The following is a 26,962-nucleotide window of genomic DNA, read 5'->3' as shown; positions in this document are numbered from 1 at the left end:
GCAGCGAACTCTTAGATCCGCGTACGACACCGAGATTACCCGCGAATCGCGCCGCGTTCAGTCCACGCAGGGGATCTGGCCGCCGCGCAGGGTGGTTCCCGCGTCCGGTGTGGGCCCGGCGACGGCGGTGGTGGGCGCCGTGAGACGAGGAGCGGTGGCGGCCTGCGTCGGGGCGTAGCCCACCTGGCTCGGTCCGGCGCCACCGGGCGCGGTGGTGGTCTCCTCATCGGCCGGGTCCGGAATGGACTGCCCGAAGGCCTGCTGCACCTGCGACCGGATGGCCTTGGGGTCCACGATGTTCACGGCCTGCTCGTCGATCGTGTCGTAGCCGAGCACCGGCAGGGTGGTGAAGGTGAGCGCGGTACCGGCGATCTTGCCGGCCTGCTTGGCGAACTGCTCCAGGTCCCAGCCGCTGGAGATCACCACGTCCTTCTGCGCCACCGCGATGAGCGATTGCAGCTTGCGCACATCGCCGAAGACGCCCTGGTTCTGCAGCTGCACCATCACCCCGGCGATGAACGCCTGCTGGCGGTGGGTGCGGTCGAGGTCGCCGTCGGCCAGACCGTGCCGCTGCCGCACGAAGGACAGCGACTGCGCCGCGTTGAGCTTCTGCCGGCCCGCGGGGAAGGCGGCGCCCGAATAGCTGTCGCGCACCGGCTTGTTCAGGCACACTTCGACTCCGCCGAGGGTCTTCGCGAGATCGTAGAAGCCCACCAGGCTCACCTCGGCGAAGTGGTCGATCGGGACTCCCACCAGTCGTTCGACGGTGGCGAGGGTGGCGGCGCGGGCCGACTCGCGGCTGCGCGCTTCCAGTTCCTTGCGATCGGTGACGCCCTTCGCGGTCAGTTCGTCCTGCACCTCGGCCTTACGCAGACCGTAGGCCTCCTTGATCTTGCCCTTCGTACGCGACTTCACGCCGACCAAGGTCACGTAGTCGTCGCGGGGGATCGAGAAGGCCACCACCTTCTTCCCGTCCGCGGGGACGTGCATCAGGATCAGCGTGTTGGTGTTGTACCCGCCGTTGCTGCTGTCGCCGGCGTGCAACTGCTTGAGCACATCCGCGGGCAGGTCGTTGCCGTCCTGGTCCTTGCGGGTGTCGAGGCCCATCAACAGGATGTTGCGGTCACCACCGGTGGACTGCGCCACCTTGGCCTCGGCGAGGGCACCGGAGAGGTTGAACCCTCCGATCACCAGATTGGTGCTCCACCAGAGCGTCCCGGTCACGGCGAGCACGACCATCGAGAGCAGCGCGATGGCCACGCGGCCACCGCGGAATCCCGACGGTCTGCGATTCACGCGTCGACGTTACCCCGCGGAAGACCCTTCATCGGGGACGCGCGCCGCGAGCTCGCGCAACGGTTCCACCAGCTGCGCGAGTGCGCGGGCCCGGTGGCTGATCGCGTTCTTCTCCTCGGGGGCGAGCTCGGCCGCGGTGCGCTCGGAGCCCTCGGGGAGGAACACCGGGTCGTAGCCGAATCCGCCGTCGCCGTGCGGTTCCCGCAGCAGCGATCCGCGCCAGGTGCCACGTACCGTGATCTCCCCCGCCTCCCCCGGGCCGTGCACCAGCGCACAGGCGGAGACGAACTCGGCTCCGCGGCGCTCGTCCGGCACGTCCGAGGTCTGCGCGAGCACGAGCGCCGTGTTCGCCGGATCGTCGCCGTGCCGACCGGACCAGCGTGCCGAGAGCACGCCGGGCATGCCGTTCAACGCGTCCACGCAGATTCCGGAATCATCGGCGAGACAGGGCAGCCCGGTGCGCTCGAAGCCCTGCCGGGCCTTGATCAGCGCATTGCCCTCGAACGAGGGCGCATCCTCGGGAAGTTCCTCGAAGGCGGGCACCTCGTCGAGGCCGACCACCTCGAGGCCCACGATCCCGGCATCGGCCACCACCTGCCGCAGCTCGCGCAGCTTCTTGGCGTTGCGCGAGGCCAGCAGCAGCCGGGTCACTGCCCGAACTTCTTCTTCGGCTCGCCCTCGGCCTCGGGCAGCACGCCCGGGTACGGCGCCGCGAGCGCCTCCTTCTGCACCGCGAACAGCTGCTCGGTGCCGGCGACCGCCGAATCGAGCATCCAATCCAGTGTGGTGCGGGCGAAGGTGGCGCCCTCACCGGTGCCCTGCACCTCGACCAGGGTGCCGGTGTCGGTGGCGACCACGTTCATGTCGACCTCCGCGCGCGAGTCCTCCTCGTACGGCAGGTCCAGCCGGACCCGGCCGTCCACCACGCCCACCGAGACGGCGGCGATGGCGCACGAGATCGGTTGCGGGTCGGTCAGCTTGCCGGCTGCGCCGAGGTAGGTCACGGCGTCGCACAGCGCCACGTAGGCGCCGGTGATCGACGCGGTACGGGTACCGCCGTCGGCCTGCAGCACATCGCAGTCGATGGCGATGGTGTTCTCCCCCAGGGCCGCCAGGTCGATGCAGGCGCGCAGCGACCGGCCGATGAGGCGGGAGATCTCGTGGGTGCGGCCGCCCACCTTGCCCTTGGTGGACTCGCGGCGGCTGCGCTCGTGCGTGGCGCCGGGCAGCATCGAGTACTCCGCGGTCAGCCAGCCCTGGCCCGATCCGCGACGCCACCCCGGAACGCCGAGTTCGACGCTCGCGGTGCACAGCACCTTGGTGTTGCCGAACTCCACGAGCACCGAACCCGCGGGGTTCTGGGTGAATCCCCGGGTGATGGTCACGGGGCGGAGTTCGTCGTCGGCTCGGCCGTCTGCGCGTCTGCTCACGACTCCACCCTATCGCCCGACCGGGACCGCGCTCTACGGGTTGTGGACCTACAGGTCGAAGACGTCGCCGCCGTTGACCGCGTCCACGGGGCCGTCGTAGACCGACTTGGCCTCTTCGACCACGGCCTCCTTCGACGTCCACGGTGGGATGTGGGTGAGCAGCAGCCGTCCCACGCCCGCTGCCTGCGCGGCCTCGCCGGCCTCGATGCCCGACAGGTGCACCCCGAGCGGGCGATTACCGGGATCGTGCGTCCAACTGGCCTCGGCCAGCAGCACATCGACGCCGCGCGCCAACTCGACCAGGTTGTCGCAGGTACCGGTGTCGCCGGTGTAGGCGAGTGTCCGGCCGCTGGGCGCGGTGATCCGCAGCCCGAAGGATTCCGGCGGGTGGTACATGCGGTAGGGACGCACCGTGAACCCGCCGACGGCGAGGTCTTCTCCTTCGGTCCACGAACCGAAATCGAAGGTGTCCGTGATGTCGTCGAACAGCGACGCGGTCTCCGCCGAGGCGCGGCCGATCCGTTCGGGGGTGTCGGCCGGACCGATCAGGCGGGCGCGGCCGCTCGCCGGCGACGGGTGGTAGCGGCGCCACACCAGGAGCGAGGGCAGGTCGAGGCAGTGGTCGGCGTGCAGGTGCGAGAGCATCACGGAGGCCGAGTTCGGATCGATGCGCTGCTGGAGCTCACCGAGGACACCGGGACCGAAATCCATCACCACCGGCTCGTGCCCGTCCACCTGCAGGAGATAACCGGAACAGGCCGCCTGCGGACCGCCGACGCTGCCCGAACACCCGAGGATGGTGAGTCGCATGCCGCTCATCGTGCCAGATCCACGATCGTCACGAGGCAATCGAGCCGACCTCACTGGATTTACGCGACCGCACCGCGGCCCGCGAGCGGCGGCCGAGCCAGACCGCGGCGATCACGCCGCCCACGGCGCCCCACAGATGCGCCTGCCACGAGATCCCGGGGTCGCCGGGGAAGACGCCCCACAGCATGCCGCCGTACACCACGAGCAGCGCCAAACCCACCACCACGTCGACGATCTTGCGGGTGAACAGGCCGCGGGCCACCAGGTAGGTCATCCAGCCGAAGATCACGCCGGACAGTCCGACCACGAGGGTGTTGGTTCCACCCGTGAGCCACACGCCGGCGCCCGAGACCAGCCAGATCAGGGCCGTGGCCACGACGAACCGGGCGGCGCCCGCCACCAGCCCGACGAAGCCGAGCACGAGAGCGGGGACCGAGTTGGCGGCCAGGTGCTCCCAGCCGCCGTGCAGCAGCGGCGCGAAGGCGATACCGCGCAGCCCCTCCTCCTGGCGCGGGCGGATGCCCCACTGGTCGAGTGCGTTGTTCATCACGGTGTCGACGCCCTCGAGCACCCAGAGCAGGGCGACGAAGGCGATGATCGCGGCCGCGGCGCGGCCCACGCGACGCCCGGCGAGCCATCCCGGCCCGGAGCGCGTGGACGAACCGTCGTTGGTCGATAGCGTCACGGCGAACCTCCTTCGCCTCACTCTCCGGGTGGGCTACGCCCAGAGCTGGCCCTCCAGGGCCTCTTCGGCATCCTCCACGCTACCGTCGTACGCGCCGGTCGACAGATACTTCCATCCCGCATCGGCCACCACGAAGGCCACATCGGCACGCTCGCCCGAGGTCAGGGCCTTATTCGCGACGCCGAGCGCGGCGTGCAGCACCCCACCGGTGGAGACGCCGGCGAAGATCCCCTCGTCGTCGATCAGCTGCCGCATGCGCCGCACCGCGTCGTACGCGCCCACCGAGAACCGGCGGGTGAGCACGGACTCGTCGTACAGCTCGGGCACGAAGCCCTCATCGAGATTGCGGAGCCCGTAGACCAGCTCGCCGTAGCGCGGTTCGGCGGCCACGATCTGCACATCCGGCACGTTCTCGCGGAGGTAGCGGCCGGTGCCCATGAGGGTGCCGGTGGTGCCGAGACCGGCCACGAAGTGAGTGATCTCGGGTAGGTCGGCGAGCAGTTCCGGCCCCGTGCCCTCGTAGTGCGCGCGGGCGTTGGCGGGATTGCCGTACTGGTAGAGCATCACCCAGTCGGGGTGCTCGGCGGCCAGCTCCTTGGCATCGGCGACGGCGCGGTTGGACCCGCCGGCCGCGGGCGAGGGGATGATCTGCGCGCCGTACATGGTGAGCAACTGGCGCCGTTCGGCGGAGGTGTTCTCCGGCATCACGCAGATCAGCCGGTAGCCCTTGAGCTTGGCCGCCATCGCGAGGCTGATGCCGGTGTTCCCCGACGTGGGTTCGAGGATGGTGTCGCCGGGGCGCAGCCGTCCGGCGGCCTCGGCCTCCTCGATCATCCGCAGCGCCGGGCGGTCCTTGATCGATCCGGTGGGATTGCGGTCCTCGAGTTTGGCCCACAGCCGCACGTGCGGCAGCGGCTCCCCCGCCGAGCCCGCCGATTCCTCCCAGCGGGGCGAGAGCCGCGGCAGCCCGACCAGCGGTGTTCCACCGAGCGAGTGCAGCAGCGAATCGAACCGGGCCACCGTCAGCCGCCGGCCACCGCGGGCAGCACCGTCACGGTTCCGCCGTCGGCGACGGGAGTGTCGAGGCCGCCCGTGAACCGCACGTCCTCATCGTCGACGTAGACGTTGACGAAGCGATGCAGCTTCCCGTCGTCCACGAGCCGGTCCTTGAGGCCGGGGTGGCGGGACTCCAGATCGTCGATCACGGCGCCGAGGGTGGCACCGTCGGCGGGTACGCGCTTCTCGCCGCCGGTGTGCGGCCGCAGGATGGTGGGGATGGACACGGTGACGGGCATCAGGATTCCTCGATCTCTAGGGGTTCCTCGGTGACGACGCCGCCGACGATGCGGTAGCTGCGCACCTCGGCGGTTTCGGGGTCGCGGGTGGAGATCAGCACGTAGTGCGCGTTCGGCTCGGAGGCGTAGCTGACATCGGTGCGCGACGGATAGGCCTCGGTGGCGGTGTGCGAGTGGTAGATCACCACCGGCTCCTCGTCACGGGCGTCCATCTCGCGCCATACGGTGAGCTGCTCCCCCGAATCGAACCGGTAGAAGGTGGGCGAACGCTCGGCGTTGAGCATCTCGACGAACCGGTCGGGGCGGTCGGAGCCCTCCGGACCGGCGATCACGCCACAAGCCTCGTCCGGGTGATCGCGGCGCGCGTGCGCGATCATCGCGTCCACCAGGTCGCGGCGGATGCGCAGTGCGTGCGGGCCGGTCTGCTCGGTCACGTCCTGGTCAACCCCCGCCGCGCGCGGCCTATTCCGGCTCGTGGTCCAGCATCACGGACACCAGCACGTCGAGCAGCGCCGACAGCCAGTGGTACACGTCCACGTGCCCCGCCTTGGCCGGATCGTCCGGCGCCGCACCGTCGGGCAGGTCGGCGGTGATGCCGAGGAGCGCACCGAGCGCGAGCCGCAGGTCGTTGACACAGGTCAGCCAGTCGCGGGCCTCGTCCTCGGTGAGCGAGACGGTGCCCGCGCGCTCGGGCAGGGTGGCGAGCACGGTCTGCGCCGCATCGCGTTTGGCGTCGATCACCTCGGGTTCGTTGAGCGAACGCAGCGCCGCGTTGAGATCGTGCGCGAACTCGCCCGACGGTGCGTCCACGGCCCCCGGTGCGTCGGCTCCGGGGCGGTAGAAGTCGGGCAGCAGCCGGTCGAGCACCGGCTCCTCCGGGGGCTCCGCATGCCCGGTGCGCAGACCGGTGAGCTCGGCGAGTTCGTCGTGCGGGGCCGAGCCCTCCCGTTCGTCGAGGAGCTCGACGAGTGATCCGACGAGCGATCGGACGAGGCCGACCTCCTCGGGTTCCATCTTCGAGACGTAGCGCAGACCGCGTACGCCCCGCTTCGCCTGCCAGTTACGCACTCAGCTGTCGCGCTGCATCGTCGCCCACAGGCCGGCCGCATGCAGCTTGCGGACGTCGCCCTCCACCTTGTCGCGATCGCCGGTGGACACCACGGCCTTGCCCTCGGTGTGCACCTGCATCATCAGTTCCTTGGCCTTGGAGGTGCTGTAGCCGAAGATCTTCCGGAGGACGAAGGTCACGTACGACATGAGGTTCACCGGATCGTCCCAGACCACGGTGACCCACGGCTTGTCGATCGCCTGGTCGGTCTCCCGCTCCAGGGTGGCGGCCGAGCCGGGTTGCCCGCTGACGCCCGGGGAGCCCGGTGCGGCTGCGCTGCTGTCGCTCATGGTTCTAGGGTACCCAGTGTGACCGTGGATGACACAGCCCGTTCGAAGAACTCCCCGTCCGATGCGCACGGGGGCGCAGCGCCCAGTTCCGCGCTGCTCACCGACCAGTACGAGCTGACCATGCTGGCCGCCGCGCTGCGCGACGGCACGGCGCACCGGCCGTGCGTCTTCGAGGTCTTCGCGCGGCGGCTGCCCGCCGGGCGGCGGTACGGCGTGGTGGCGGGGACGGCACGCGCACTGCAGGCGCTCCAGCGGTTCCGGTTCGGCCCGGCCGAGCTGGCGGTGGCCGAGCGCTTCCTCGACGCCGACACCCTGGCCTGGTTGCGCGACTTCCGGTTCACCGGCGAGATCGACGGCTACCGCGAGGGCGAGCTGTACTTCCCGGGCTCCCCCATCCTCACGGTCCGTGCGAGCTTCGCCGAGGGTGTGATCCTGGAGACGCTGTTCCTGTCGATCCTCAACCACGACAGCGCGATCGCCTCGGCCGCGGCGCGCATGGTCTCCGCCGCGGCGGGGCGTCCGCTGATCGAGATGGGCTCGCGCCGCACGCACGAGCAGGCGGCTGTGGCGGCGGCGCGCGCGGCGTATCTGGCGGGCTTCACCACCACCTCGAACATGGAGGCGGCGCGCACCTACGGCGTACCGTCGGGCGGCACCGCCGCGCACGCCTTCACGCTGCTGCACACCGGCCCGGACGGCCCCGATGAGGAGGCCGCTTTCGCCGCGCAGGTGGCGGCGCAGGGTCCGGGGACCACGCTGCTGGTGGACACCTACGACATCACCGAGGGCGTCAACCGCGCCGTCCGCGCCGCGGGCCCGGAACTGGGCGGCGTGCGCATCGACTCGGGCGACCTGGGCATCATCACGCGCCAGGTGCGCACCCAGCTCGACGAGCTCGGCGCACCGAAGACGAAGATCGTGGTCTCGGGCGATCTGGACGAGTACGCGATCGGCGCACTCCGCGCGGAGCCGATCGACGTGTACGGCGTGGGGACCTCGGTGGTCACGGGCTCGGGAGCGCCGACCGCGGGCATGGTCTACAAGCTGGTGCAGGTGGACGGGATCCCCGTGGCCAAGCGCAGCTCGCACAAGGAGACCGTGGGCGGCGAGAAGCGCTCGCTGCGGCTGGCGCGCAGCACCGGCACCATCGTCGAGGAGGTGCTCTTCCCGGTGGGATCGACGCCCACGGTGCCCGCCCACCTCACGGCCACCGAGCTGCAGATCCCGCTGGTCCGCGGCGGCGACACCGTGCCCGGCCTGCCCGGCCTCGAGGACGCCCGGGACCACCTGCGGAAGGCGATGGTGACGCTGCCCTGGGAGGGCCTGGGCCTCTCGCACGGCGAGCCGGCGATCACGACGCGGTACGAGGGCAAGCGATGAGCGACGGGCGCGGCGACGCGCTGATCGTGGTGGACGTGCAGAACGACTTCTGCGAGGGCGGTTCGCTCGCGGTGGCGGGCGGCGCGGCCGTGGCCCGGCGGGTCCACGACGACCTGCTGGAGCGGTATCCGACGATCGTGGCCACCCGCGACTGGCACATCGATCCGGGCGCGCACTTCTCGGCGACTCCCGACTTCGTGGATTCCTGGCCCGTTCACTGCCGGGCGCGCACATCGGGTGCCGAGTTCCACCCGAACCTGCGGCTTCCGTTGCGGGTGCCGGTGTTCAGCAAGGGTGCGTACTCGGCGGCCTACTCCGGCTTCGAGGCGCACGACGCCGATGGCGCCTCGCTCGCGGAATGGCTCGCGGCGCATGATGTCTCATCGGTCGACGTGGTGGGTATCGCCACCGACTACTGCGTGCGCGCCACGGCGCTCGACGCGCTGGCCGCGGGCCTGACGGTGCGCGTGCTCGCGGAGTACACCGCGGGCGTCGCGCCGGAGTCCACCCGCGCGGCGCTCGCCGAGTTCTCCGCGGCGGGGATCACCGTCGTCTAGGCGAATCCGCTAGGCCGCCGGGGCATTGCGCCCCAGCCAGGTGGCGATCTGCTGCTCGCCGCGCCGAGTGGCCCAGTGCCGCACGGCCGGCGACAGGCGCGCGGCGAACTGCACCGGGCCGTGCTGCGCCCAGGTCACGCCGACGGCCCAGGGCAGGTCCATCGGGATGCCGAGATCGCGCATCCCCCACGGTCCGGCGAAGACCGTTTCGAGGCTGCCGAGGTAGCGCTGGTGGATCTTGCGGCGCAGCCCCTGCAGCACGGGGTAGTTGTGCCGCCCCCAGTTGCCGTAGAGGGCGCGGCCGAGCACCGCACTGTCGGCGTCCGGGCCCGGCGAGTACTGCCCGATCTGGACCATCCGCCGGCGGCCCTCCCCCTCGGTGGCCGGGAGCACGTGCTCGTCGATGCCGAGCAGCCAGCCCACGTAGCGCCACAGCGCCATCACATCGCGTCCCTCCGCTGCGGACACGGGCATGCCCAGGGCGCGCAGCGCCACCAGGAACGAGGTGGAGAACAGCCCGAGCGTTCCGAGCTGGTCGGACTGGTTGATCGGGACTCCCCAGGCGGCGCGGTCCCAATCGGCGCGCCGCAGCAGCGTGGTGTTGGCGAGGCCGTGGATCACGCGCACCTTCACCGCCGCACGCCACGCGGAGTGCTGCGGCCGCATGGCATCGCCCGGCGCGATGATCTGCGACCACCACTGCGTGGTCTCGTGGATGCGGGCGTCGACCCCCTCCACCATGCGGCCGGTGGCGACGAGCTGGCGGGTGGTGGCGGAGGTGGTGTACCCCGTCATCAGCGACGCCGTGGCCAGCACGTCGAGCCCGAGCGAGCCCGAACGGCGGCACACCGCGGCGCCGCGGCGGCAGGCGTCGAAGTCCACCCAGTCGGGCGTGGATTCGGGGCCGACCGCATCGAGAAGTTCACGCAGGGCGGGGATCTCGGTCCGGCCGGTCTCCAGCGCCGCGTCCAGGTCGCGCATGGAGAAGGCGCGGTCGTCGATCATCGCCAGCGCGAGACGGTTGCCCAGCTCGTCTCCGCGATCCACGGCCTCGCGGGCCCAGTCGATCTCCTCGGGCGCGAAGGGGCGGCGATCGCGCTGCAGGATGCGCAGCGGCAGAACGGTGCGCGCAGCCCACTCGGGGTCGCGGTCGAAGCGCTCGGGCGCGACTGCCTGGGAGGTGCTCGGTGCCGTGGTCATGATCCGAGCCTAACCCATTCTGGCCACATAGCGTGGCCAGAATCCTGAGAATCTCGCTGCGCTAGTCGGAACCACCTCTGACCTGCCGCAACACGGCGGCCAGATCACGGTTACCGAGGATGGAGGCCACCATGATGTCCTCGACCTGCTCCGTCGTGGCGGGAATGCGGCCGCTGCGCGCGGCGATCCCGAGGTGCAGGCCGCCGACCGCGATCAGTCGCGCCGAGAGCAGGGCGTCGTGGTCGTCGGGCGGATCGTCCAACATCTCCTTGGCCTGGGCCGCCATCGCCGCCACGAGGAGGTCGACGAGCGCCTCGCGCCGCGCGTGCAGACCGGTGTGGGTGTCCGCGCCGACCAGCAGCGCGGCGCGGCGCGGGTCCGCCTCCATCGCTACGAGACAGGCGTGCACTCCGGCGCGCACCCGGCGGATCAGGGCGTCGGGAGCGTCGGCGGGGACCGCGGCGATCTCCTCGGTAGCCGAGCCCATCACGGCGAGGGTGAATCCGTCGAACGCCGCCTCGAGGGCCTCATCGGAGGAGGCGAAGGCCTCCCGGAAGTAGCGGGCGTGCAGTCCCGATTCGGCGCACAGCGCTCGCGCACTCACCGCCGCGACACCGTCCCTGGCCGCCACGGTGAGCGCCGCGTCCAGGAAGCGGGCTCGGCGTTCGTCCCGGCGCGCCTCGGCGGAGACACCGTTGTAGCGGCGGCCATCGGCGGCGGTGTCGGTCATTCGTCCAGCGTAGGCGAGCCCCTACGCCGACGCGGCGAGGATCTCCCGCGGATCGAAGGTGACGTTGACGGCGGCGATCAGCCCGTTCTCGACGTGGGTCCAGTTCGCGACCGCGGTGGCGGGCGCTCCACCCATGGCGAGATCGAACCAGGTGATCACGTCCGCATCGTCGGCGACGCGGGCGCGCACCGCGATCGAGTCGGTGGCGGCGGCCATCCCGGCGAGTCCGCGCAGGAACTCGTCCGGGCCGTGTGCGGTGCCGAAGACGCCGGTGAAGGCGCAATCGGGTGCGAGGTGCGGGCGCAGCGGCGCGAAATCCGCGGCGGCCCAGCAATCGAAGTAGATCTCGGCCAGGCGGCGGGGTGTCATCTTCTCGGTCATGTCCTCCACGGTGCCGCCCACGCACGCATTAGTCCAACAGCTGGATCTACTGACTACTAGCATCACTGGTTATGGAGCTGCATCAGCTGCGCTATCTGGTCGCGGTGGTCGATCACGGATCGTTCACCGCGGCCGCGGAGGCCCTGCACGTGAGCCAGTCCGGGGTGTCCGCCCAGGTGGCCAAGCTGGAACGGGAGCTCGGCCACCGGCTCCTGGACCGCACCGGCCGCGCCGTGCGACCCACCCCCGAGGGCAGCGCACTGCTCCCGCACGCCCGGGCCGCGAGAGCAGCGATCGAGGCGATCCGCGCCGCCGCGGACGATCTGACGGGCGTGGTCACCGGACACGTGCGGGTGGGCACGGTGATCGGCTGCACGATTCCCGGATACCTGGCGGGCTTCGCCGACTTCCGGCGTGCGCACCCCGGCGTCACGGTCGAAGTGGCGGAGGGCAATTCGGACGATCTGCTGGCCGATCTGCGTGCCGGCCGGCTCGATGTGATCCTGCTGGCCCACGCGGAGCCGCTTCCCCCGGAGGTGGTGGCGCACACCTTGATCCGGGAGCCGCTGGTTGCGGTGGTGCCCCGTGATCACGCCTGGGCCGCGCGCTCCGCGGTGACCTGCGCGGACCTGGCCCGCGAGACGGTGCTCTGCCTGCCACCCGGGACCGGTGTCCGCACGGCACTGGAGATCACCTGCGCCGCGGAACGCAGCGCGGTGGCGCCCGCGGTGCAGGCCCACTCCCCCGAGGCGTTGCTCGCGCTCGCCGATCGGGGCGCGGGCGTGGCGATCCTCACCGAGTCGATGGCCGGCGGCCGCCCCGGCAGCACGACGATCCCGCTCGCCAGGTCGGCCCGCACGCACCTGTCCCTGGCCACACGAACGGCACCGTCGGCGGCGGCGGGCGCGATGGCGCGCGTCCTCCTCGCTCACCTCGCGGGCTGAGCCGCCGGACGCCAGCGGGCCAGTGCGGCGACCAGCGCGATCCCGGTCAGCGCCGCGACGCCGAAGCCGAGACCCGCGAAGGTCCACGCCGAGACCACCATCCCCGACATCAGGCCTCCGCCCGCGCCCGCCAAAGCGATGAGCACGTCGATCCGCCCCTGCGTGGCTGCGCGATCGCCGAGTTCGGTGCCGTCCACGACCAGCGCGGTGCCGGCCACCAGCCCGAAGTTCCAGCCGATCCCGAGCAGGACGAGCGCGACGATGTTCCAGGCCAGGGAGTCGCCGGGCCCCAGCGCGGCGACCACCCCGGCCGTCGCGAGCACCACCCCGGAGGCGATCACCATCGGGGTGCGGCCGAGCCGGTCGACCAGGATCCCGGTGATCGGCGAGGGCAGGTACATGCCCGCGATGTGCAGGCCGATCACCATGCCCACCGCGCCGAGTCCGTGATGGTGGGCCTGCATGTGGATCGGTGTCATCGTCATCACGGCCGTCATGCCGATCTGCGTGACCACCATGACGGCGGCGCCCAGGTAGGCGGCGGGGCGCACGCCCGACGGTGCCCCGTCCGGCGCCGAATCGTCCGACCCGGCCGCCGCCCCGAGCTCGCGGGCCAGAAGCAGCGGGTCGGGCCGCAGCAGCAGGACGAGAACGAGCCCCGCCGCGGCGTACGCGAGGGCCGCGAGCAGGAACGGGCCGGCGAGGGGAGGCAGCCCGAGCCCGGCGGCGAAGGTTCCCAGGGGCGACACCAGGTTCGGCCCGGCCACCGCGCCCAGGGTGGTGGAGACCAGGGCCAGGCTGACGGCGGTGGCGCGGCGGTCCGGTGCGGCGAGATCGGTGCCGGCGTAGCGGGCCTGGAGGTTGGTGGCGGTGCCCGCGCCGTACACGAGGAAGGACGCGAACAGCAGGGGCACGCTGCCGAGGGCGGCCGCGAGGACCACGCCCGCCGCACCGACCGCGCCCGCGCCGAAGCCGGCGGCGAGTCCCACCCGGCGTCCGGCCCGCTGGCTGATCCGGCCGACGAGGTAGGCGGTGACCGCCGAGCCGAAGGTGAACATCGCGACCGGCAGCCCGGCGAGGGCGTCGGTGCCGAGCATGTCCCGGGCGAGCAGTGCGCCCACCGTGATGCCGGCGGCGAGTCCCGCGCCGCCCATCACCTGGCCCGCCATGACCACGCGCAGGGTGCGGCGTTGCACCCGGTCCCGCTCGTGCGCCCGGTCCGCGTCCGCGATCATCGCCACCCCTCTCGGCAAACTTGTATCCTAGTTGTATCCCAATCTCCGGGGTACCGTCCAGTGGTTCCATGAATCGCGATCGCACCGAGGGAGACGCCGATGGCCGACGCCGCCAGTGCTGCCGAGCGCGCCCACACGCACATCCGCGACGCGATCGTGCGCGGCGATTTCGCGCCCGGAACGATGCTCAGCGAGAACGCTCTCGCTGCCGAACTGGCGATGAGCCGCACCCCTGTCCGGGCGGCGCTCACCCGGCTGCAGGAGGAGGGCTGGGTGTGCATCTACGCCCAGCGCGGCGCACAGGTGCAGGGCCTCTCGCCCCAGGAGATCCGGGAATCGGCGCAGTTGCGCCACGCGCTGGAGACGGCCGGCGTCCTGCAATCCGATGCGGCCGGCCGAGCGGAGCTGGCCGACCGCATGCCGGAGAACCTGGCGGCACAGGAGCGGGCGCTGCGGTCGGGCGATTTCGCCGCCTTCGCCGAGGCGGCGATGGCCTTCCACGGGGCCTTCGTGGACCTCGCGGGCAACTCGCTCATGTCGGCGACCTACGCCCGGCTGCGCGACCGCCAGCGCTTCTCCCTCACCACCCACGCCGGCCGGATATCCGGCGATCCCGACCACGTGCTCGCCGACCACCGGGCAGTGCTGGACGCGGCGGTCGCGGGCGACTGGGTCCGGTTCGCGGAACTGCTCGACGCCCACCAGCGCGACAGCTACGGCACCGGCGCGCCCGCTCTGTAGCCGCGCGCCCACCGGTAGACTCCTCGCGGTGACTGAACCGCCGATCGTGCCGAAACTGCTGGACACCGCGGTCTCCGCGCTCGGCGGCAGCAAGCGCGACGGGCAGGTGCGGATGGCCGCGGCGGTGGCGCACTCCCTGGACACCGGCGAGCACCTCGCCGTGCAGGCGGGTACCGGCACCGGCAAATCGCTCGCCTACCTCGTGCCCTCGATCCGGCACGCGGTGACCACCGGCAAGACGGTGGTGGTGAGCACCGCGACCATCGCGCTGCAGCAGCAGTTGGTGGACCGCGATCTGCCCCGGTTGTCGAAGGCGCTGAAGAAGGACCTGGGGCGCGAGCCCGAGTTCGCCATCCTCAAGGGCCGTGGCAACTACCTGTGCCTGAACAAGCTGCACAGCTCGGTGGCCTCCGAGCCCGACAGCGAGGAGCTCTTCGACCCGTTCGCCGCCTCGCGGCTGGGCCGGGAGATGAAGCGGATCCGCGAGTGGAGCAGCGATACCGAGACCGGCGACCGCGACGAGCTCACGCCCGCGGTCTCCGATCAGTCGTGGCGACTGGTGAGTGTGGGCGCGCGGGAATGCCTGGGCGCCACCAATTGCACCTACGGCCAGGACTGTTTCGCCGAGGCGGCCCGCAAGCGCACCGGGCAGGTGGACGTGGTGGTGACCAACCACGCGCTGCTGGCCATCGATGCCATGACCGAGGTCAACGTGCTGCCCGATCACGACGCCGTGGTGGTCGACGAGGCGCACGAGCTGGTGGACCGGGTGACCTCGGTGGCCACCGCGGAACTCACCGGGACCACGGTGGCCGCGGCCGCGCGCCGCGCCGGCAAGCTGGTCGAGGAGGAGATCGCCGACGCGCTGGTCGCCGCCTCCGAGGGACTGACCGGTCTGTTGGAGGACTGCGGCACGCGGCGCTGGCTCGGCCTGCCCGACGGTGCCGGACCAGCCCTGGCCGCCGTCCGGGACGCCGCATGGGCCACCCGCACCGCGGTGGGTCCGGCGCGCGGCGCCAACCTCGATCCCGATGCGGCCGCTGCCCGCAGCGCCGCGATCACCGCGCTCGACGAGGTGCACGACACCGCCGTCCGGGTGCTCACCGCCTTCGACGAACCCGACGAGTCCAAACGGCGCGATGTGGTGTGGACCTCCGATGTTCCGGTGCGCGGCGGCGGATTCCGCCGAACCTTGCACGTGGCCCCGCTGTCGGTGGGCGGACTCCTGCGCACCCGGTTGTTCGGGGAGTCGACGGTGGTGCTCACGTCTGCGACCCTGGCGGTGGGCGGCGCCTTCGACACGGTGGCCGGTTCCTGGGGCCTGCCCCGCGCGGGCAGCACGGAGGCCGAGCGCGATCCCGATCTGGCGTCCGGCAAGAAGCCGGACGCGGCGATCGAGTGGAGCCACCTCGATGTGGGCTCGCCCTTCGACTACGCCCGCTCCGGCATCCTCTACGTGGCCACGAAGCTGCCGCCACCCGGACGCGACGGCACGAATCCGGCGGTCCTGGACGAGATCGAGACGCTGATCAAGGCCGCCGGCGGTCGCACTCTCGGGCTGTTCAGCTCGACCCGCGCGGCGAAGGCCGCAGCGGAGGCGCTGCGTGAGCGGATCGATACGCCGATCCTGTGCCAGGGCGAGGGCAACACCGGGCAGTTGGTGCGCGATTTCGCCGCCGATCCGGCGACCTCGCTGTTCGGGACGCTCAGCCTCTGGCAGGGCGTGGACGTGCCGGGACCGTCGCTGTCGCTGGTGCTGATCGACCGTATCCCCTTCCCGCGCCCCGACGATCCGCTGCTCACCGCGCGCCAGCGCGCCGTGGAATCGCGCGGCGGCAACGGTTTCATGGCGGTGGCCGCCACCCACGCGGCACTGCTCCTCGCGCAGGGCGTGGGCCGGCTGCTGCGCTCCACCGACGACCGCGGCGTGGTCGCGGTGCTCGATTCGCGGCTCGCCACGGCCCGCTACGGCGGCTTCCTGCGCGCCTCGCTGCCGCCGTTCTGGGAGACGGCGAACCGGGACACCGCGGTCGCGGCGTTGCAGCGCCTGGCCGAGTCCTGAACGGTCCGGGCGGGGCCTCGGTACCCACCCGCCGCGCCGGGCGGTGCACTACCGTTGACCGGGTGACAGGGCGCATCGGTATCGACGACATCGAACCCGTGGTGTCGTGCGGGCAGTACCCCGGCAAGGCCGTGGTGGGCGAGGTGGTGCCGGTCTCGGCCACCGTCTGGCGCGAGGGTCACGACGCCGTGGCCGCCACCGTGGTCTTCACCGGTCCCGACGGCACCGGGCAGACGGTGCGCATGACCCCGGCCGCCGAGCCCGACCGCTTCCACGCGTTGGTGCGCCCCGATCTCACCGGCTACTGGTCGCTGCGTATCGAGGGCTGGTCCGATCCGGTGGCCACGTGGCGCAACGCGGTGCAGAAGAAGCTGGCCGCCGGGCAGGGCCCCGCCGAGCTCGCCAACGATCTGGAGCTCGGTGCGCGGCTGCTCGATCGCGCCGCCGACGGGGTGCCCGCCGAGGCGCGGCCGTCCGTGCTGGCCGCGGCGTCCGCACTGCGCGATGACGAACGGAGCCTGGTCGAACGGACCGGTGCTGCACTGCATCCCGAGATCACCCGGGTACTGGACGAGAATCCCGTGCGGGATCTGGTGACGAAATCGCGAACCTACCGGATCTGGGTGGACCGCAGCCGTGCGCTGTTCGGCTCGTGGTACGAACTGTTCCCGCGGTCCACCGGCGGCTGGGACGGCGAGGGCAACCCCGTACACGGCACCTTCCACACCGCCGCCGAGGATCTGCCGCGGATCGCCGATATGGGTTTCGACATCGTGTACCTGCCGCCGATCCACCCGATCGGCACCGTGAACCGCAAGGGCCGCAACAACACTCTGACCCCCGAGGCCCATGACGTGGGCTCGCCGTGGGCCATCGGCGCGGCCACCGGCGGGCACGATGCGGTGCATCCGGCGCTCGGTTCGCTCGACGATTTCGATCACTTCGCCCAACGCGCGCGCGATCTGGGCATGGAGGTCGCGCTGGACCTGGCCTTCCAGGCGGCTCCCGATCACCCCTGGGCCGCGGAGCATCCGGAGTGGTTCACGGTGCTCCCGGACGGCACCATCGCCTACGCGGAGAATCCGCCGAAGAAGTACCAGGACATCTACCCGATCAACTTCGACGACGACCGGGTGGGCATCTACCGGGAACTGTTGCGGGTCACCCTGTTCTGGGTGCAGCGCGGGGTGCAGGTGTTCCGGGTGGACAACCCGCACACCAAACCACCGGACTTCTGGTTCTGGCTGATCAGCGAGGTGAAGAAGGTCGATCCGGACGTGCTCTTCCTGGCGGAGGCGTTCACCCGGCCGGCCCGGATGTACGGCCTCGCCAAGGCCGGTTTCACGCAGAGCTACACCTACTTCACCTGGCGCACCGCCAAATGGGAGCTCGAGGAGTTCGCCCGCGAGCACGCCGCGAAGGCGGACGTGTGCCGGCCGAACCTGTGGGTGAACACGCCGGACATCCTGCACGAGAGCCTGCAACACGGTGGCCCCGGCCAGTTCGCGATCCGCGCGACGCTCGCGGCGACCCTGTCCCCCAGCTGGGGCATGTACTCGGGATTCGAGCTGTTCGAGCATCAGGCGGTGCATCCGGGCAGCGAGGAGTACCTCGATTCGGAGAAGTACGAGCTCCGCCCGCGCGATTACAAGGCGGCGCAGAGCCGCGGGGAATCGCTGGAGCCGTGGATCGCCCGGCTCAATGAGATCCGGCGACGGCATCCCGCTCTGCAGCAGCTGCGCAACCTGCACTTCCACCACGTCGACAATGAGGCGTTGATCGCGTACAGCAAGCACGATGCGGTCACCGGCGATCTGGTGCTGATCGTGGTGAACCTCAATCCGTTCGGCGCGGAGTCGGGCGTGGTCTGGCTCGATCTGCCGGCGCTGGGCCTGGACTGGCACGAGCGGTTCCCGGTGCGCGACGAGGTGTCCGGCGAGGTGTACCACTGGGGCCAGGCCGATTTCGTGCGGCTGGAGCCGTGGCGCAATGTGGCGCACATACTGGTGCTGCCCCAGCTCAGCCCGCAGGCGCGGGAGAACCTGTCCTACCGGGAGGCATGATGAGCGAGAACACCGCGGGCCGCAGCACCGCGGCGGCCGTCGACCCGGAGGTGGCCGCGCGCCTGCTGACCGGCCGCTATCACGATCCGCATGCGATTCTGGGGGCGCACGCCACGGTGGGCGGAACCGTGCTGCGCGCGCTCAAGCCGGGGGCCACCGCGGTGGCCGCGGTGATCGGCGGCGAGCGCTATCCGCTGGCCCGTCTCGAGGGCGCCCTGTGGGGCACCGAGGTGCCGATCACCGATCTGGCCGACTACCGCTACGAGGTGCTGTACCCGGCGGGCAGCGTGATCGTGGCCGACGGCTACCGCTTCCTCCCGACTGTGGGCGAGATGGATCAGCACCTCATCTCGGAGGGCCGCCACGAACGACTGTGGGAGGCGCTCGGCGCGCACCTGCGCAGCTACACCACCCCCGATGGCGAGGTCACCGGCACGTCGTTCGCGGTGTGGGCACCGAACGCCCACGGCGTCACCGTGATCGGGGACTTCGAGTACTGGGCGGGCGAGTCCTACCCGATGCGCACCCTGGGTTCGTCGGGCGTGTGGGAGGTCTTCGTCCCCGGGGTGGCCGACGGTGCCGCCTACAAGTTCCGGATCTTCACCGAGAACGGCCCGGTGGAGAAGGCCGATCCGATGGCGCGGCGCACCGAGGTGCCCCCGGCCACCGCCTCGATCGTCACGCACAGCCGGCACGAATGGCGCGACGCCGCGTGGATCGCCGAGCGCGCCAGGCAGAACCCCACCGATCGGCCGATGAGCACCTACGAGGTGCACCTGGGTTCGTGGCGGCAGGGACTGACCTACCTGGAGCTGGCCACCGAACTCGCCGACTACGTGACCGAGACCGGGTTCACCCACGTGGAGCTGATGCCGGTGGCCGAGCACCCGTTCGGCGGGTCGTGGGGCTACCAGGTGACCTCCTACTACGCACCCACCTCGCGCTTCGGCACCCCGGACGAGTTCCGCGAGTTCGTGGACGTGCTGCATTCGCGCGGGATCGGCGTGATCGTGGACTGGGTACCGGCGCACTTCCCCAAGGACGCCTGGGCGCTGGCCCGGTTCGACGGGACCCCGCTCTACGAGCACAGCGATCCGCAGCGCGGCGAGCAGTTGGACTGGGGCACCTACGTCTTCGACTTCGGGCGCCGCGAGGTGCGGAACTTCCTGGTGGCCAACGCGCTCTACTGGTTCGACGAGTTCCACGTGGACGGCCTGCGGGTGGACGCGGTGGCCTCGATGCTCTACCTGGACTACTCGCGGCCCGATGGCGGGTGGACGCCGAACGTGTACGGCGGCCGGGAGAACCTGGAGGCGGTCGAGTTCCTCCAGGAGGTGAACGGCACGGTGCACAAGACTTTCCCAGGCGTGGTCACCGTGGCGGAGGAGTCCACGAGCTGGCCCGGCGTCACGCGGCGCACCGACCTCGGCGGGCTCGGCTTCTCGATGAAGTGGAACATGGGGTGGATGCACGACACCCTGGGCTACCTCGGGCGCGATCAGGTGCACCGCAGTTTCCACCACCACGAGATCACCTTCTCGCTGATGTACGCGTGGAGCGAGAACTTCGTGCTGCCGATCAGTCACGACGAGGTGGTGCACGGCAAGGGCACGCTGTGGACCCGGATGCCCGGCGACGCACACACCAAGGCCTGCGGCGTGCGGGCCCTGCTGGCCTACATGTGGGGCCACCCCGGCAAGCAATTGCTGTTCATGGGGCAGGAATTCGGGCAGGTCCGCGAGTGGTCCGACGAGCGCAGCCTGGACTGGGACTGCCTGGAGGGCTGGGAGGGCGAGCTGCACACCGGGATTCAGTCGCTCACCCGGGATCTCAACGCGGCGTACCGCTCCCACCCCGCGCTGTGGAGCCAGGACACCACCCCGTCGGGCTACGAATGGGTGGATGCGAACGATTCGCAGAACAACGTGCTGAGCTTCCTGCGCTGGGGCAGCGACGGTTCGGTGGTGCTGTGCCTGTACAACTTCGCCGGCCAGACGCACGAGCGGTACCGCGTGGGTGTGCCCTTCGCCGGCTCGTGGCGGGAGATCCTCAACACGGACTCCGCCGAGTACTCGGGCACCGGCGCCGGGAACATGGGCGGTGTCACGGCGGACACGCGCTCCTGGCACGGCCGGCCGGCATCGGCCGAGGTGGTGCTCGGCCCGAACGCGGCCGTCTGGCTCACCTTCGACGGCGCATGATGCGCGAGCTCGAGAAGGGCGTCTGGTTCGGCACCGGCACACACGTCAACTTCCTGGCACTGGTCGACGGTGCGGATGTCACGCTGATCGATGCGGGCTGGTCCGGCGATGTGGACCGGGTGGAGGCGGCGCTGCGCGCGATCGGGCGGCGTCCCGAGGACGTGCGCGCCATCCTGGTGACGCACGCGCACATCGACCACGTGGGTGGGGTCGCGAAGCTGCACGAGCGCTACGGCACCCCGGTCCTGGCGCATCCGGACGAGGTGGCGCACGCGCGCGGCGAGGTGCACGAGCAGGCGGCGCCACTGGACATCCTGCCCATCGCGTGGCGGCCGCGCACGCTGCGCTGGCTGGCCGATGTGACGCGGGTCGGCGTGCTGGGGCATGTGGACATGCCCTATGCGCAGCCCTTCTCCCCCGGGTCCGGCGGCGCGCTCGACCTCCCGGGCGCCCCGGTACCGGTCGCCTGCCCCGGGCACACGTCCGGCCACACCGCATTCCTCCTGCCGGGCGGTGTCGTGGCCACGGGCGACGCCCTGGTGACGGGCCATCCGCTCTCGGGTTCGACGGGGCCGCAGCTGCTTCCCGAGTTCTTCAGCCATGACCTGCCGCGCACCGTCGCCACACTGGATGCGATCGCAGCGCTCGACGCCGGCCTGCTGGCCCCCGGCCACGGCGAACCGTGGCACGGGAGCCCCGCCGACGCGGTGGCGCAGGCTCGCACCTAGTTGCAGGTCACGGAGATCTCGAAGGACTTCTTCGTCACGCCCGCCATGGGATTGGAGATGTTGCCGCCCTGCGCGTTCCCGGTGATCGTGTAGCGCTTACCGTCGACCTTCACCGTGGCGTCGCCGACCCCCGGGCCCACCGCGAGGGCATTGCCGTCGACGGTGATGCCCACGGTCTGGACGGTGGGCGGGTTGCCGTCGGTGAGGGTGGCTCCGACACCACCTCCCGCGCCGCCGGAGCCGATCGCGATGGTGTTACTCGTCTTCGCGCAGCCGACCGAGCTGAGGTCCACACCGGACAGGTCCTTGCCGTCGACCTTCACCACGGTGCCGGAGCCGGAGCTCCCTGAACTCGAATCCGAGCCGCCACCGCCCCCGCAGGCGGTGAGCCCCACCGCGGCGAAGACGGCGACCGGGACGATGAGAAGAGTGCGATTCATAGCGAGCCTCCTTAGGCACAGAACCGATTTCGAGCGGATGCCCGAGGAGAGAAGACCACAGGATCAGCCCGCGCGAAGCGGATCAGCGGGTTCGGTTGCAGTCGCGAACGACGGTGCCTCGATGCCCCAGCGGTCGAGCAAGTCCACCATGATCGGGACCGCTGTCGACGCCCCCGGCGAGGCGCCGAGCAGGCCCGCGATGGTGCCGTCGGCACCGCTGACGAGCTCGGTTCCCTGCTGCAGCACGCCGATCCGGCGACGATCGGGCGTCACCAGCTGCGCACGCTGGCCCGCGGCGATGAGTTCCCATTGCCCTGGATCGGCATCCGGGTAGAAGCGCTGCAACTGTGCGAACTTCTTCCGCTTGCCCGCCAGGAGCTCGCTGATGAGGTACCGCACGAGGGCGAGGTTCTGCAACGCGGCCGCCGCGATCACGTGCAGGTTGCCCGGACGCACCGTGGTGAAGAAATCGGTGAGCCGGCCGCGCTTGAGGAGCTTGGTGCTGAACGTGGCGTACGGGCCGAACATCAGGTGATCGGCACCATCGACGTACCGACGGTCCAGGTGGGGCACCGACATCGGCGGTGCGCCGATCGCGGCCTGCCCGTACACCTTTCCATCGAGACGGTGCGCCACGTCCGGGTCGGAGCAGCGTAGGAAGGCGGCCCCCACCGGCAGCACGGCGTATCCGCGGACCTCCGGGATGCGCGCACTCTGCAGCAGCCGCAGCGCCATACCGCCCGCGCCCACGAAGACGCGCCGCGTGCGGATCTCGAACCGCCCGTCGGCGTTACGGCCGCGCACCGTCCACCCCGCCAGGCTCCGCTTGACGCGGCGCACCTCGTGACCGAAGCGCACCTCGCCGCCCGCCTCGGTGATGATCGCGGTCAGCCCCCGGGTTAACGCCCCGAAATCCACATCCGTTCCGCCCGGATGTCGCGTGGCCGCCATCGGACCGAGCGCCTCCCCGGCACCGGTCCGGCCGGCCATGACGAGCGGAGCCCAGTCCGCGATCACGGCCGGGTCCTGCGTGTACTCCATCGCCGCGAACTCGGAGTGTCGGTGCAGGGTGTCAAAGCGGCGCCGCAGGTACTCGACGTCCCGGTCGCCGAAGACCACGTCCAGGTGCGGGGTGGAGTGCAGGAATTCGCCGTCGAGGCGGCCCTGCGCCACGAGCCGGTCCCACCACCGGCGGGTGAGCGCGAATTGCTCCACCATGTGCAGCGGCTTCGCGGCATCGGCCGGATCGGGCATGTAATTGAGTTCGCAGTATCCGGTGTGGCCGGTGCCGGCGTTGTTCCACGGGCCGCTGCTCTCCTCGGCGAGCGCGTCACCGCGCTCGAGCACGACGATCCGCCAATCGGGCCGCAGGTCGGCGAGCATGGCGCCGAAGGTCGCCGACATGATGCCGCCGCCGATCAGCACGAGATCGGCGTCGAATCCTTCGGTGGTGGAGTGGGTCATCGGATTCTCCTTCGCGAGTTGCTGTGCCTGCAGCTTCTCGCCGCGACCTATGTTCCGTCCAATGAAGCATTGCGGCGATATGATCAGGAAATGGATCAATGGTCGGGCCTGTTCACCCCGCAGTTGCAGGCGCTCGTCGTCCTGGCCGAGCACGACGGGCACATGACCCGCGCGGCGGCCGCCCTGGGCGTGCCCCAATCGTCGATGAGCCGCCGCATCCACGCCCTGGAAACGGATCTCAAGCTGCCCCTGCTGGTGCACGCCGGGCGTACCGTCCGGCTCACACCCGCCGCACTCGATCTGGCGCGGCGCCTGCGGCAACCCCTTCGCGAGATCGACCTCGCCATCGCCGAGGCGGTCGGCTCCGCCGATGCCGACCACGGCACCGTGCGCTTCGGTTTCCCGCTCACCATGGGCACCGGCCGGATCCCCGACCTGATCTCCGACTTCCGCACCGCGCATCCGGGAATCTCCGTGGTGCTCAAACAGGCACACGGATCGGAGCTCGCCGACGACCTGAAATCGGGACGGCTCGATCTCGCGGTGGTGATCCCGCCACCGCAGCACCTGCACTGCACCCTGATCGGATCACAGGAGATCCTCGCGGTCCTGCCGCGCGGACACCGGTGCGCGGGCGCCGCCGATGTCGATCTGGCCGATCTCGCGGCCGAGACCTTCATCGCGAACCCCGCCAGCTACCACCTGCGCGGCGCCACCGAACGGTGGTGCGCCGAGGCGGGATTCGCACCCGATGTCGCATTCGAGGTCACCGAGTTCACCACGATCCGCGAACTGGTGGCGCGGGAGCTGGGCGTCGCCCTACTCCCCCACGACGACCGCGCACCGTCGGATGTGGTGGAGGTACCGCTGGCCGGCGACCACCGCAGGGCCGTCGCGCTGGCCTCCGCCACACCCCTGCTCACGCCCGCGGCTCGCCGCCTCCACGACTACATCGTGGCGCGCTGAGCCCCAGCGGAACGGGGTTCGCTCACATCACCTTCGCCAGGAGGCGGGACCGGATGAGGAGCGCGGCCGCACAGGCCGCCGTCACGGCCACCGCGACGATCGCGATCAGCAGACAGGTCTGCATCGCCGGAACGAAGTACTCCTGCAGGACCACCGCACTACCGGGTGTGTCCGGCCCGGCTTCCAGCAGCAGTCCCATCGCATCGCCGCGGCCACCGAGACCGGCCCGGCTCGCGAGTGCGGTGGCGAAGACGGAGCCCAGGATCGCGACGCCGAACGCCCCGCCCAGCTCGCGACTCGTATCGTTGACCGCCGAACCGATCCCGAACTGCTGCGGCGCCACCGAGTTCATGATGTATTCCGTGGCGGGGACCTGCACCACCGCGAAGCCCACGCCCAGGACGAGCAGCCCGAAGAACGGGTAGCCCCAGTACGAGCCCTCCCACGGCGTGCTCCGGAACAGCGCGAAGCCGATCGCCATGACCGTGAGACCGGCGATGATCGGCACCCGCCACTCGGTACGCCGGCCCAGCACCGGTCCCAGCGGCGAGGCCACCGCCATCCCGGCGGCGAAGGGCAGCAACATCGCTCCGGCCGCCGGCGGCGATGCACCGCGGACGATCTGGAAGTACAGCACCAGGATGAAGACGAGACCGAACAGGAGCCCGAAGCACAGGAAGATCACCGCGGAGCCCCAGCGCATCTGGATGCCCCGGAACACCTGCCAGGGCACGATCGGCCGCGAGGTCCTGGCCTGTTGCACGGCGAAGAGCACGCCCACGGCGGCCGCGATGACGTAACGGTTCACGCTCTCCCGAGAGGTCCAGCCGTCCGCCGGGGCCTCGATGACCGCGAGCACCATGGTGCCGATCGCGAGCACCGACAAGACCGCGCTGACCGGCCCGATGGGCGCAGCCTCCTCGGTCTCGGTCGTCGCGTCGGCGAGCGTGGACCGCACCGCCCACAGCGCGAGCATCGCGCCCACGCCCAGCGGGACGTTCATCACGAACACCGAGCGCCAGCCGAAGTGCTCCACCAGTAGCCCACCGACGATCGGGCCGCACGCGACCCCCAGTCCGCCGGCGGTGGCCCACAGCGCCAACGCCGACGCGCGGCGCTGGTCCCGGTCGGCCCCCTCGTCGGTGCCGCGCGTGGCCAGATCGACGACGATGCCGAGCGTCGGTGGATAGACCATCGCCGCCGCCAGACCGAGGACGGCACGTCCCCCGGCCAGGCCGAGGAACCCCGAGACGAACGGGATCACCATCGAGGTCACGGTGAACAGGGCGATCCCGGCGACCAGGACGCGCACCTTCCCGAACCGATCGGCAACGGCACCCGCCGTGAGCAGCATGCCCGCGAAGACCACCGTGTAGGCGTCCACCACCCACTGCATCTGTGCCGTGGTCAGGGCGAACTCCCGGGCGATGGTCGGTAGCGCGACGGTGATGATCGTGTTGTCGAGCATCACCACCAGCGAGCAGCCGATCATCGTGGCCATGGCGATCCGCGACGCCGTGGCCGACGGTGAGCTCACTGCCGGTCCCGCAGGCTGAGGCGGAAGTCCTTCGGTATCAGGGTCAGCCGCTCGTCGACCCGCAGTCGGTAGTCCGGGTCGCTCTCGATGTCGAACTCGTGGAGCAGCCGCGCCAGGATGACCAGTGCCTCGTGAATGGCGAACTGACGGCCGATGCAGGCACGTGCGCCGGTGCCGAAGGGCTTGTAGACGTGTGCGGGCCGTGCGCGCACTGCCGCGCTCTCGAACCGGCTGGGGTCGAAGGCGTTCGGCCGGTCCCAGACATCGGGATGGCGATGCAGATGATGGAAGAAGAGCACCACCCAGTTGTCGGGCCGCATCCGGTACCGCCCGCCCAGGATGTGATCGTGCTTGGGCTGGCGCGCCATACCCGGCACCGTGGGCCACATGCGCAGCGATTCGTCGACCACCCTGCGCAGGAAGCGCAAGCGCGGCACCGCCTCGAAGGCCAGGTCGCGCCCCTCCCCGGTCGCCTCGAACGCGGCATCGGCCTCGGCCTTCGCCTGCTCCAGCAGCTCGCGGTCCCGGCTGAGGTAGTACAGCGCGAAGGCCATCGTTCCCGATGTCGTCTCGTGGCCCGCGATCAGGAAGGTGAGCAACTGGTAGAAGGCGCTCTCACCGTCGAGACCGGGGCGGGACTCGGAGCCGTGCACCATGAGTTCGAGCATCGTGGCGCGGTCGGTTCCGTTGCGCTCCGGTCCGCGGCGGCGCATCTCGTCGACGATGCCGCCCAGGTGCTCGCGGGCGAACCGCCGGTGCTTCGCGGCGTAGCGGTCGGCACCGAGCTCGATCAGTCCGCCGGCGGGGAGCGCGTGCACGGCGCTCTTGACCAGGGAAGTGCGCAGCAGCACCTCCGATGCCCGCACCAGTGGATGCGAGCGGTCGTCGTTCGGCACGAGCAGGTTGTAGGGCCGCCCGAAACCCGCGCGCGCGATCGTCTCGAAGGTGGCGCGGGTCATCTCGTGCGAGACGTCGACGGAGTCGGTCGCCCGCCACCGGACCACCAGCTCGTCCGCGACATCGCACATCGTGTCGTGATAGGCCCGCATCGCCTCGCGGGAGAAGGCCGGTGCCAACAACTCGTGTGCGTCGGTCCAGGCGGACTCGTCGTTGTAGGCGCTGAACAGACCGTCGCCGATGAACTCCCGCAGGGCGTACAGCGAGGGGGCGTGCGCCTTTTCGAAGAGCACGTCGTCGCACACCTCGGCGGCCAGATCGGGCTCTCCGGTGAACACGTAGTTCTGGCCGAAGAAGCGGATGCCGAAGACATCGTGTTGGCCCGGCGTGGTGGTCTCCACCAGGCGACCGATGGGTGACATGACCGATCCCCGGGTCATGTCACCGATGATCGGAACGCGGCGGCCCACCTGCTTCGGCGCCACCGGCCAGACATTGCGGTTCTCCTCGATCCGATACACG

The 26,962-nt window shown here is 70.8% G+C and carries 27 protein-coding genes; 9 read left to right on the top strand and 18 right to left on the bottom strand.

Annotated features, from left to right (window positions below):
- Positions 1 to 57 precede the first annotated feature (57 nt).
- From ABD108_RS11560 to clpS, 10 genes are read right to left on the bottom strand one after another with little or no spacing between them, the layout of a single operon-like run.
- Positions 58 to 1,296, bottom strand: a complete 1,239-nt coding sequence (locus ABD108_RS11560; RefSeq protein ID WP_344185824.1) for an LCP family protein — start codon at positions 1,294 to 1,296, stop codon at positions 58 to 60.
- A 9-nt stretch (positions 1,297 to 1,305) separates the two neighbouring features.
- A complete protein-coding gene (locus tag ABD108_RS11555) occupies positions 1,306 to 1,947 on the bottom strand; it encodes a non-canonical purine NTP pyrophosphatase (protein WP_220659541.1) in 642 nt (213 codons plus the stop codon).
- The gene (gene rph / locus ABD108_RS11550; RefSeq protein ID WP_305111432.1) at positions 1,944 to 2,726 is read right to left on the bottom strand and encodes a ribonuclease PH; all 783 of its coding nucleotides are present in this window, start codon (positions 2,724 to 2,726) and stop codon (positions 1,944 to 1,946) included. Before rph ends, ABD108_RS11555 begins: the two co-directional genes overlap by 4 nt.
- Before the next feature lie 48 nt (positions 2,727 to 2,774).
- Positions 2,775 to 3,536 (bottom strand): cyclic nucleotide-degrading phosphodiesterase, encoded by a 762-nt coding sequence (locus ABD108_RS11545; RefSeq protein ID WP_343930358.1) that lies wholly within the window; start codon positions 3,534 to 3,536, stop codon positions 2,775 to 2,777.
- A 28-nt stretch (positions 3,537 to 3,564) separates the two neighbouring features.
- The gene (locus tag ABD108_RS11540; RefSeq protein WP_343930357.1) at positions 3,565 to 4,221 is read right to left on the bottom strand and encodes a rhomboid family intramembrane serine protease; all 657 of its coding nucleotides are present in this window, start codon (positions 4,219 to 4,221) and stop codon (positions 3,565 to 3,567) included.
- Between the two features lie 33 nt (positions 4,222 to 4,254).
- On the bottom strand, positions 4,255 to 5,241 hold the full coding sequence (locus ABD108_RS11535; protein ID WP_305111428.1) for a PLP-dependent cysteine synthase family protein: 987 nt from the start codon (positions 5,239 to 5,241) through the stop codon (positions 4,255 to 4,257).
- Positions 5,242 to 5,243: 2 nt separating this feature from the next.
- On the bottom strand, positions 5,244 to 5,516 hold the full coding sequence (locus ABD108_RS11530; RefSeq protein ID WP_343930356.1) for a MoaD/ThiS family protein: 273 nt from the start codon (positions 5,514 to 5,516) through the stop codon (positions 5,244 to 5,246).
- On the bottom strand, positions 5,516 to 5,950 hold the full coding sequence (locus tag ABD108_RS11525) for a M67 family metallopeptidase (protein WP_255585865.1): 435 nt from the start codon (positions 5,948 to 5,950) through the stop codon (positions 5,516 to 5,518). Before ABD108_RS11525 ends, ABD108_RS11530 begins: the two co-directional genes overlap by 1 nt.
- Positions 5,951 to 5,978: 28 nt before the next feature.
- Positions 5,979 to 6,584: a DUF2017 domain-containing protein gene (locus tag ABD108_RS11520; RefSeq protein ID WP_343930355.1), complete on the bottom strand. Its 606-nt coding sequence runs from the start codon at positions 6,582 to 6,584 to the stop codon at positions 5,979 to 5,981.
- Entirely contained in the window at positions 6,585 to 6,914 is a 330-nt protein-coding gene (gene clpS / locus ABD108_RS11515; protein WP_220659548.1) for an ATP-dependent Clp protease adapter ClpS, read from the bottom strand.
- Positions 6,915 to 6,938: 24 nt separating this feature from the next.
- Here clpS and ABD108_RS11510 point away from each other — a divergent pair, with 24 nt between their 5' ends.
- On the top strand, positions 6,939 to 8,294 hold the full coding sequence (locus tag ABD108_RS11510; protein ID WP_343930638.1) for a nicotinate phosphoribosyltransferase: 1,356 nt from the start codon (positions 6,939 to 6,941) through the stop codon (positions 8,292 to 8,294).
- On the top strand, positions 8,291 to 8,851 hold the full coding sequence (locus ABD108_RS11505; protein WP_305111426.1) for an isochorismatase family protein: 561 nt from the start codon (positions 8,291 to 8,293) through the stop codon (positions 8,849 to 8,851). Before ABD108_RS11510 ends, ABD108_RS11505 begins: the two co-directional genes overlap by 4 nt.
- A 9-nt stretch (positions 8,852 to 8,860) precedes the next feature.
- Here ABD108_RS11505 and ABD108_RS11500 read toward each other — a convergent pair whose 3' ends face one another.
- The 3 genes from ABD108_RS11500 to ABD108_RS11490 form a co-directional block, all read right to left on the bottom strand.
- Positions 8,861 to 10,051: an oxygenase MpaB family protein gene (locus ABD108_RS11500; RefSeq protein ID WP_220659551.1), complete on the bottom strand. Its 1,191-nt coding sequence runs from the start codon at positions 10,049 to 10,051 to the stop codon at positions 8,861 to 8,863.
- Positions 10,052 to 10,112: 61 nt separating this feature from the next.
- A complete protein-coding gene (locus tag ABD108_RS11495) occupies positions 10,113 to 10,781 on the bottom strand; it encodes a hypothetical protein (protein WP_220659552.1) in 669 nt (222 codons plus the stop codon).
- A gap of 21 nt (positions 10,782 to 10,802) precedes the next feature.
- Complete coding sequence (locus ABD108_RS11490; RefSeq protein WP_220659553.1) at positions 10,803 to 11,162, bottom strand: nuclear transport factor 2 family protein; 360 nt, start codon at positions 11,160 to 11,162, stop codon at positions 10,803 to 10,805.
- Between the two features lie 71 nt (positions 11,163 to 11,233).
- Here ABD108_RS11490 and ABD108_RS11485 point away from each other — a divergent pair, with 71 nt between their 5' ends.
- On the top strand, positions 11,234 to 12,106 hold the full coding sequence (locus ABD108_RS11485; protein WP_343930354.1) for a LysR family transcriptional regulator: 873 nt from the start codon (positions 11,234 to 11,236) through the stop codon (positions 12,104 to 12,106).
- Here ABD108_RS11485 and ABD108_RS11480 read toward each other — a convergent pair.
- Complete coding sequence (locus ABD108_RS11480) at positions 12,091 to 13,341, bottom strand: MFS transporter (protein ID WP_343930353.1); 1,251 nt, start codon at positions 13,339 to 13,341, stop codon at positions 12,091 to 12,093. The genes ABD108_RS11485 and ABD108_RS11480 overlap by 16 nt on opposite strands.
- Positions 13,342 to 13,440: 99 nt before the next feature.
- Between ABD108_RS11480 and ABD108_RS11475 the strand changes: the two genes are divergently transcribed.
- From ABD108_RS11475 to ABD108_RS11455, 5 genes are all read left to right on the top strand, one after another.
- Positions 13,441 to 14,082 (top strand): GntR family transcriptional regulator, encoded by a 642-nt coding sequence (locus tag ABD108_RS11475; protein WP_220659556.1) that lies wholly within the window; start codon positions 13,441 to 13,443, stop codon positions 14,080 to 14,082.
- A 28-nt stretch (positions 14,083 to 14,110) separates the two neighbouring features.
- On the top strand, positions 14,111 to 16,144 hold the full coding sequence (locus ABD108_RS11470; RefSeq protein WP_343930352.1) for an ATP-dependent DNA helicase: 2,034 nt from the start codon (positions 14,111 to 14,113) through the stop codon (positions 16,142 to 16,144).
- Between the two features lie 62 nt (positions 16,145 to 16,206).
- The gene (locus tag ABD108_RS11465; protein ID WP_343930351.1) at positions 16,207 to 18,207 is read left to right on the top strand and encodes an alpha-1,4-glucan--maltose-1-phosphate maltosyltransferase; all 2,001 of its coding nucleotides are present in this window, start codon (positions 16,207 to 16,209) and stop codon (positions 18,205 to 18,207) included.
- A complete protein-coding gene (glgB, locus tag ABD108_RS11460) occupies positions 18,207 to 20,408 on the top strand; it encodes a 1,4-alpha-glucan branching protein GlgB (RefSeq protein ID WP_343930350.1) in 2,202 nt (733 codons plus the stop codon). Before ABD108_RS11465 ends, glgB begins: the two co-directional genes overlap by 1 nt.
- Positions 20,405 to 21,136 carry an MBL fold metallo-hydrolase gene (locus ABD108_RS11455; RefSeq protein WP_343930349.1) on the top strand — a complete coding sequence of 244 codons (732 nt, stop codon included), beginning with the start codon at positions 20,405 to 20,407 and terminating at the stop codon, positions 21,134 to 21,136. Before glgB ends, ABD108_RS11455 begins: the two co-directional genes overlap by 4 nt.
- On the opposite strand, the gene ABD108_RS11450 is transcribed toward ABD108_RS11455, so the two are convergent.
- Both ABD108_RS11450 and ABD108_RS11445 read right to left on the bottom strand, forming a co-directional pair.
- Positions 21,133 to 21,576 (bottom strand): lipoprotein LpqH, encoded by a 444-nt coding sequence (locus tag ABD108_RS11450; RefSeq protein WP_343930348.1) that lies wholly within the window; start codon positions 21,574 to 21,576, stop codon positions 21,133 to 21,135. The genes ABD108_RS11455 and ABD108_RS11450 overlap by 4 nt on opposite strands.
- Before the next feature lie 63 nt (positions 21,577 to 21,639).
- Positions 21,640 to 23,040, bottom strand: a complete 1,401-nt coding sequence (locus tag ABD108_RS11445) for a malate:quinone oxidoreductase (RefSeq protein ID WP_343930347.1) — start codon at positions 23,038 to 23,040, stop codon at positions 21,640 to 21,642.
- Between the two features lie 90 nt (positions 23,041 to 23,130).
- Between ABD108_RS11445 and ABD108_RS11440 the strand changes: the two genes are divergently transcribed.
- The gene (locus tag ABD108_RS11440; RefSeq protein WP_343930346.1) at positions 23,131 to 24,006 is read left to right on the top strand and encodes a LysR family transcriptional regulator; all 876 of its coding nucleotides are present in this window, start codon (positions 23,131 to 23,133) and stop codon (positions 24,004 to 24,006) included.
- A gap of 22 nt (positions 24,007 to 24,028) precedes the next feature.
- Here the strand turns inward: ABD108_RS11440 and ABD108_RS11435 are convergent, their stop codons facing one another.
- Both ABD108_RS11435 and ABD108_RS11430 read right to left on the bottom strand, forming a co-directional pair.
- Positions 24,029 to 25,543 carry an MFS transporter gene (locus ABD108_RS11435; protein ID WP_220659563.1) on the bottom strand — a complete coding sequence of 505 codons (1,515 nt, stop codon included), beginning with the start codon at positions 25,541 to 25,543 and terminating at the stop codon, positions 24,029 to 24,031.
- Positions 25,540 to 26,961 carry a cytochrome P450 gene (locus ABD108_RS11430; RefSeq protein ID WP_220659564.1) on the bottom strand — a complete coding sequence of 474 codons (1,422 nt, stop codon included), beginning with the start codon at positions 26,959 to 26,961 and terminating at the stop codon, positions 25,540 to 25,542. The genes ABD108_RS11435 and ABD108_RS11430 overlap by 4 nt, the downstream gene beginning before the upstream one ends.
- Between the last annotated feature and the right edge of the window lies 1 nt (position 26,962).

The organism is Tsukamurella strandjordii (assembly GCF_039525985.1).
Taxonomy (GTDB): Bacteria; Actinomycetota; Actinomycetes; order Mycobacteriales; family Mycobacteriaceae; genus Tsukamurella; species Tsukamurella strandjordii.
Note: the sequence above shows the minus strand (reverse complement) of the source record. Positions and strands in the feature narration are given on the sequence as shown.

Excerpts from the sequence above, each read along its gene's own strand:
- ABD108_RS11545 (WP_343930358.1), bottom strand. The coding sequence starts at position 3,536 with ATGCGACTCACCATCCTCGGGTGTTCGGGCAGCGTCGGCGGTCCGCAG.
- ABD108_RS11530 (WP_343930356.1), bottom strand. The coding sequence starts at position 5,516 with ATGCCCGTCACCGTGTCCATCCCCACCATCCTGCGGCCGCACACCGGC.
- clpS (WP_220659548.1), bottom strand. The coding sequence starts at position 6,914 with ATGAGCGACAGCAGCGCAGCCGCACCGGGCTCCCCGGGCGTCAGCGGG.
- ABD108_RS11505 (WP_305111426.1), top strand. The coding sequence starts at position 8,291 with ATGAGCGACGGGCGCGGCGACGCGCTGATCGTGGTGGACGTGCAGAAC.
- ABD108_RS11500 (WP_220659551.1), bottom strand. The coding sequence starts at position 10,051 with ATGACCACGGCACCGAGCACCTCCCAGGCAGTCGCGCCCGAGCGCTTC.
- ABD108_RS11495 (WP_220659552.1), bottom strand. The coding sequence starts at position 10,781 with ATGACCGACACCGCCGCCGATGGCCGCCGCTACAACGGTGTCTCCGCC.
- ABD108_RS11490 (WP_220659553.1), bottom strand. The coding sequence starts at position 11,162 with ATGACCGAGAAGATGACACCCCGCCGCCTGGCCGAGATCTACTTCGAT.
- ABD108_RS11485 (WP_343930354.1), top strand. The coding sequence starts at position 11,234 with ATGGAGCTGCATCAGCTGCGCTATCTGGTCGCGGTGGTCGATCACGGA.
- ABD108_RS11480 (WP_343930353.1), bottom strand. The coding sequence starts at position 13,341 with ATGATCGCGGACGCGGACCGGGCGCACGAGCGGGACCGGGTGCAACGC.
- ABD108_RS11475 (WP_220659556.1), top strand. The coding sequence starts at position 13,441 with ATGGCCGACGCCGCCAGTGCTGCCGAGCGCGCCCACACGCACATCCGC.
- glgB (WP_343930350.1), top strand. The coding sequence starts at position 18,207 with ATGAGCGAGAACACCGCGGGCCGCAGCACCGCGGCGGCCGTCGACCCG.
- ABD108_RS11455 (WP_343930349.1), top strand. The coding sequence starts at position 20,405 with ATGATGCGCGAGCTCGAGAAGGGCGTCTGGTTCGGCACCGGCACACAC.
- ABD108_RS11450 (WP_343930348.1), bottom strand. The coding sequence starts at position 21,576 with ATGAATCGCACTCTTCTCATCGTCCCGGTCGCCGTCTTCGCCGCGGTG.
- ABD108_RS11445 (WP_343930347.1), bottom strand. The coding sequence starts at position 23,040 with ATGACCCACTCCACCACCGAAGGATTCGACGCCGATCTCGTGCTGATC.
- ABD108_RS11440 (WP_343930346.1), top strand. The coding sequence starts at position 23,131 with ATGGATCAATGGTCGGGCCTGTTCACCCCGCAGTTGCAGGCGCTCGTC.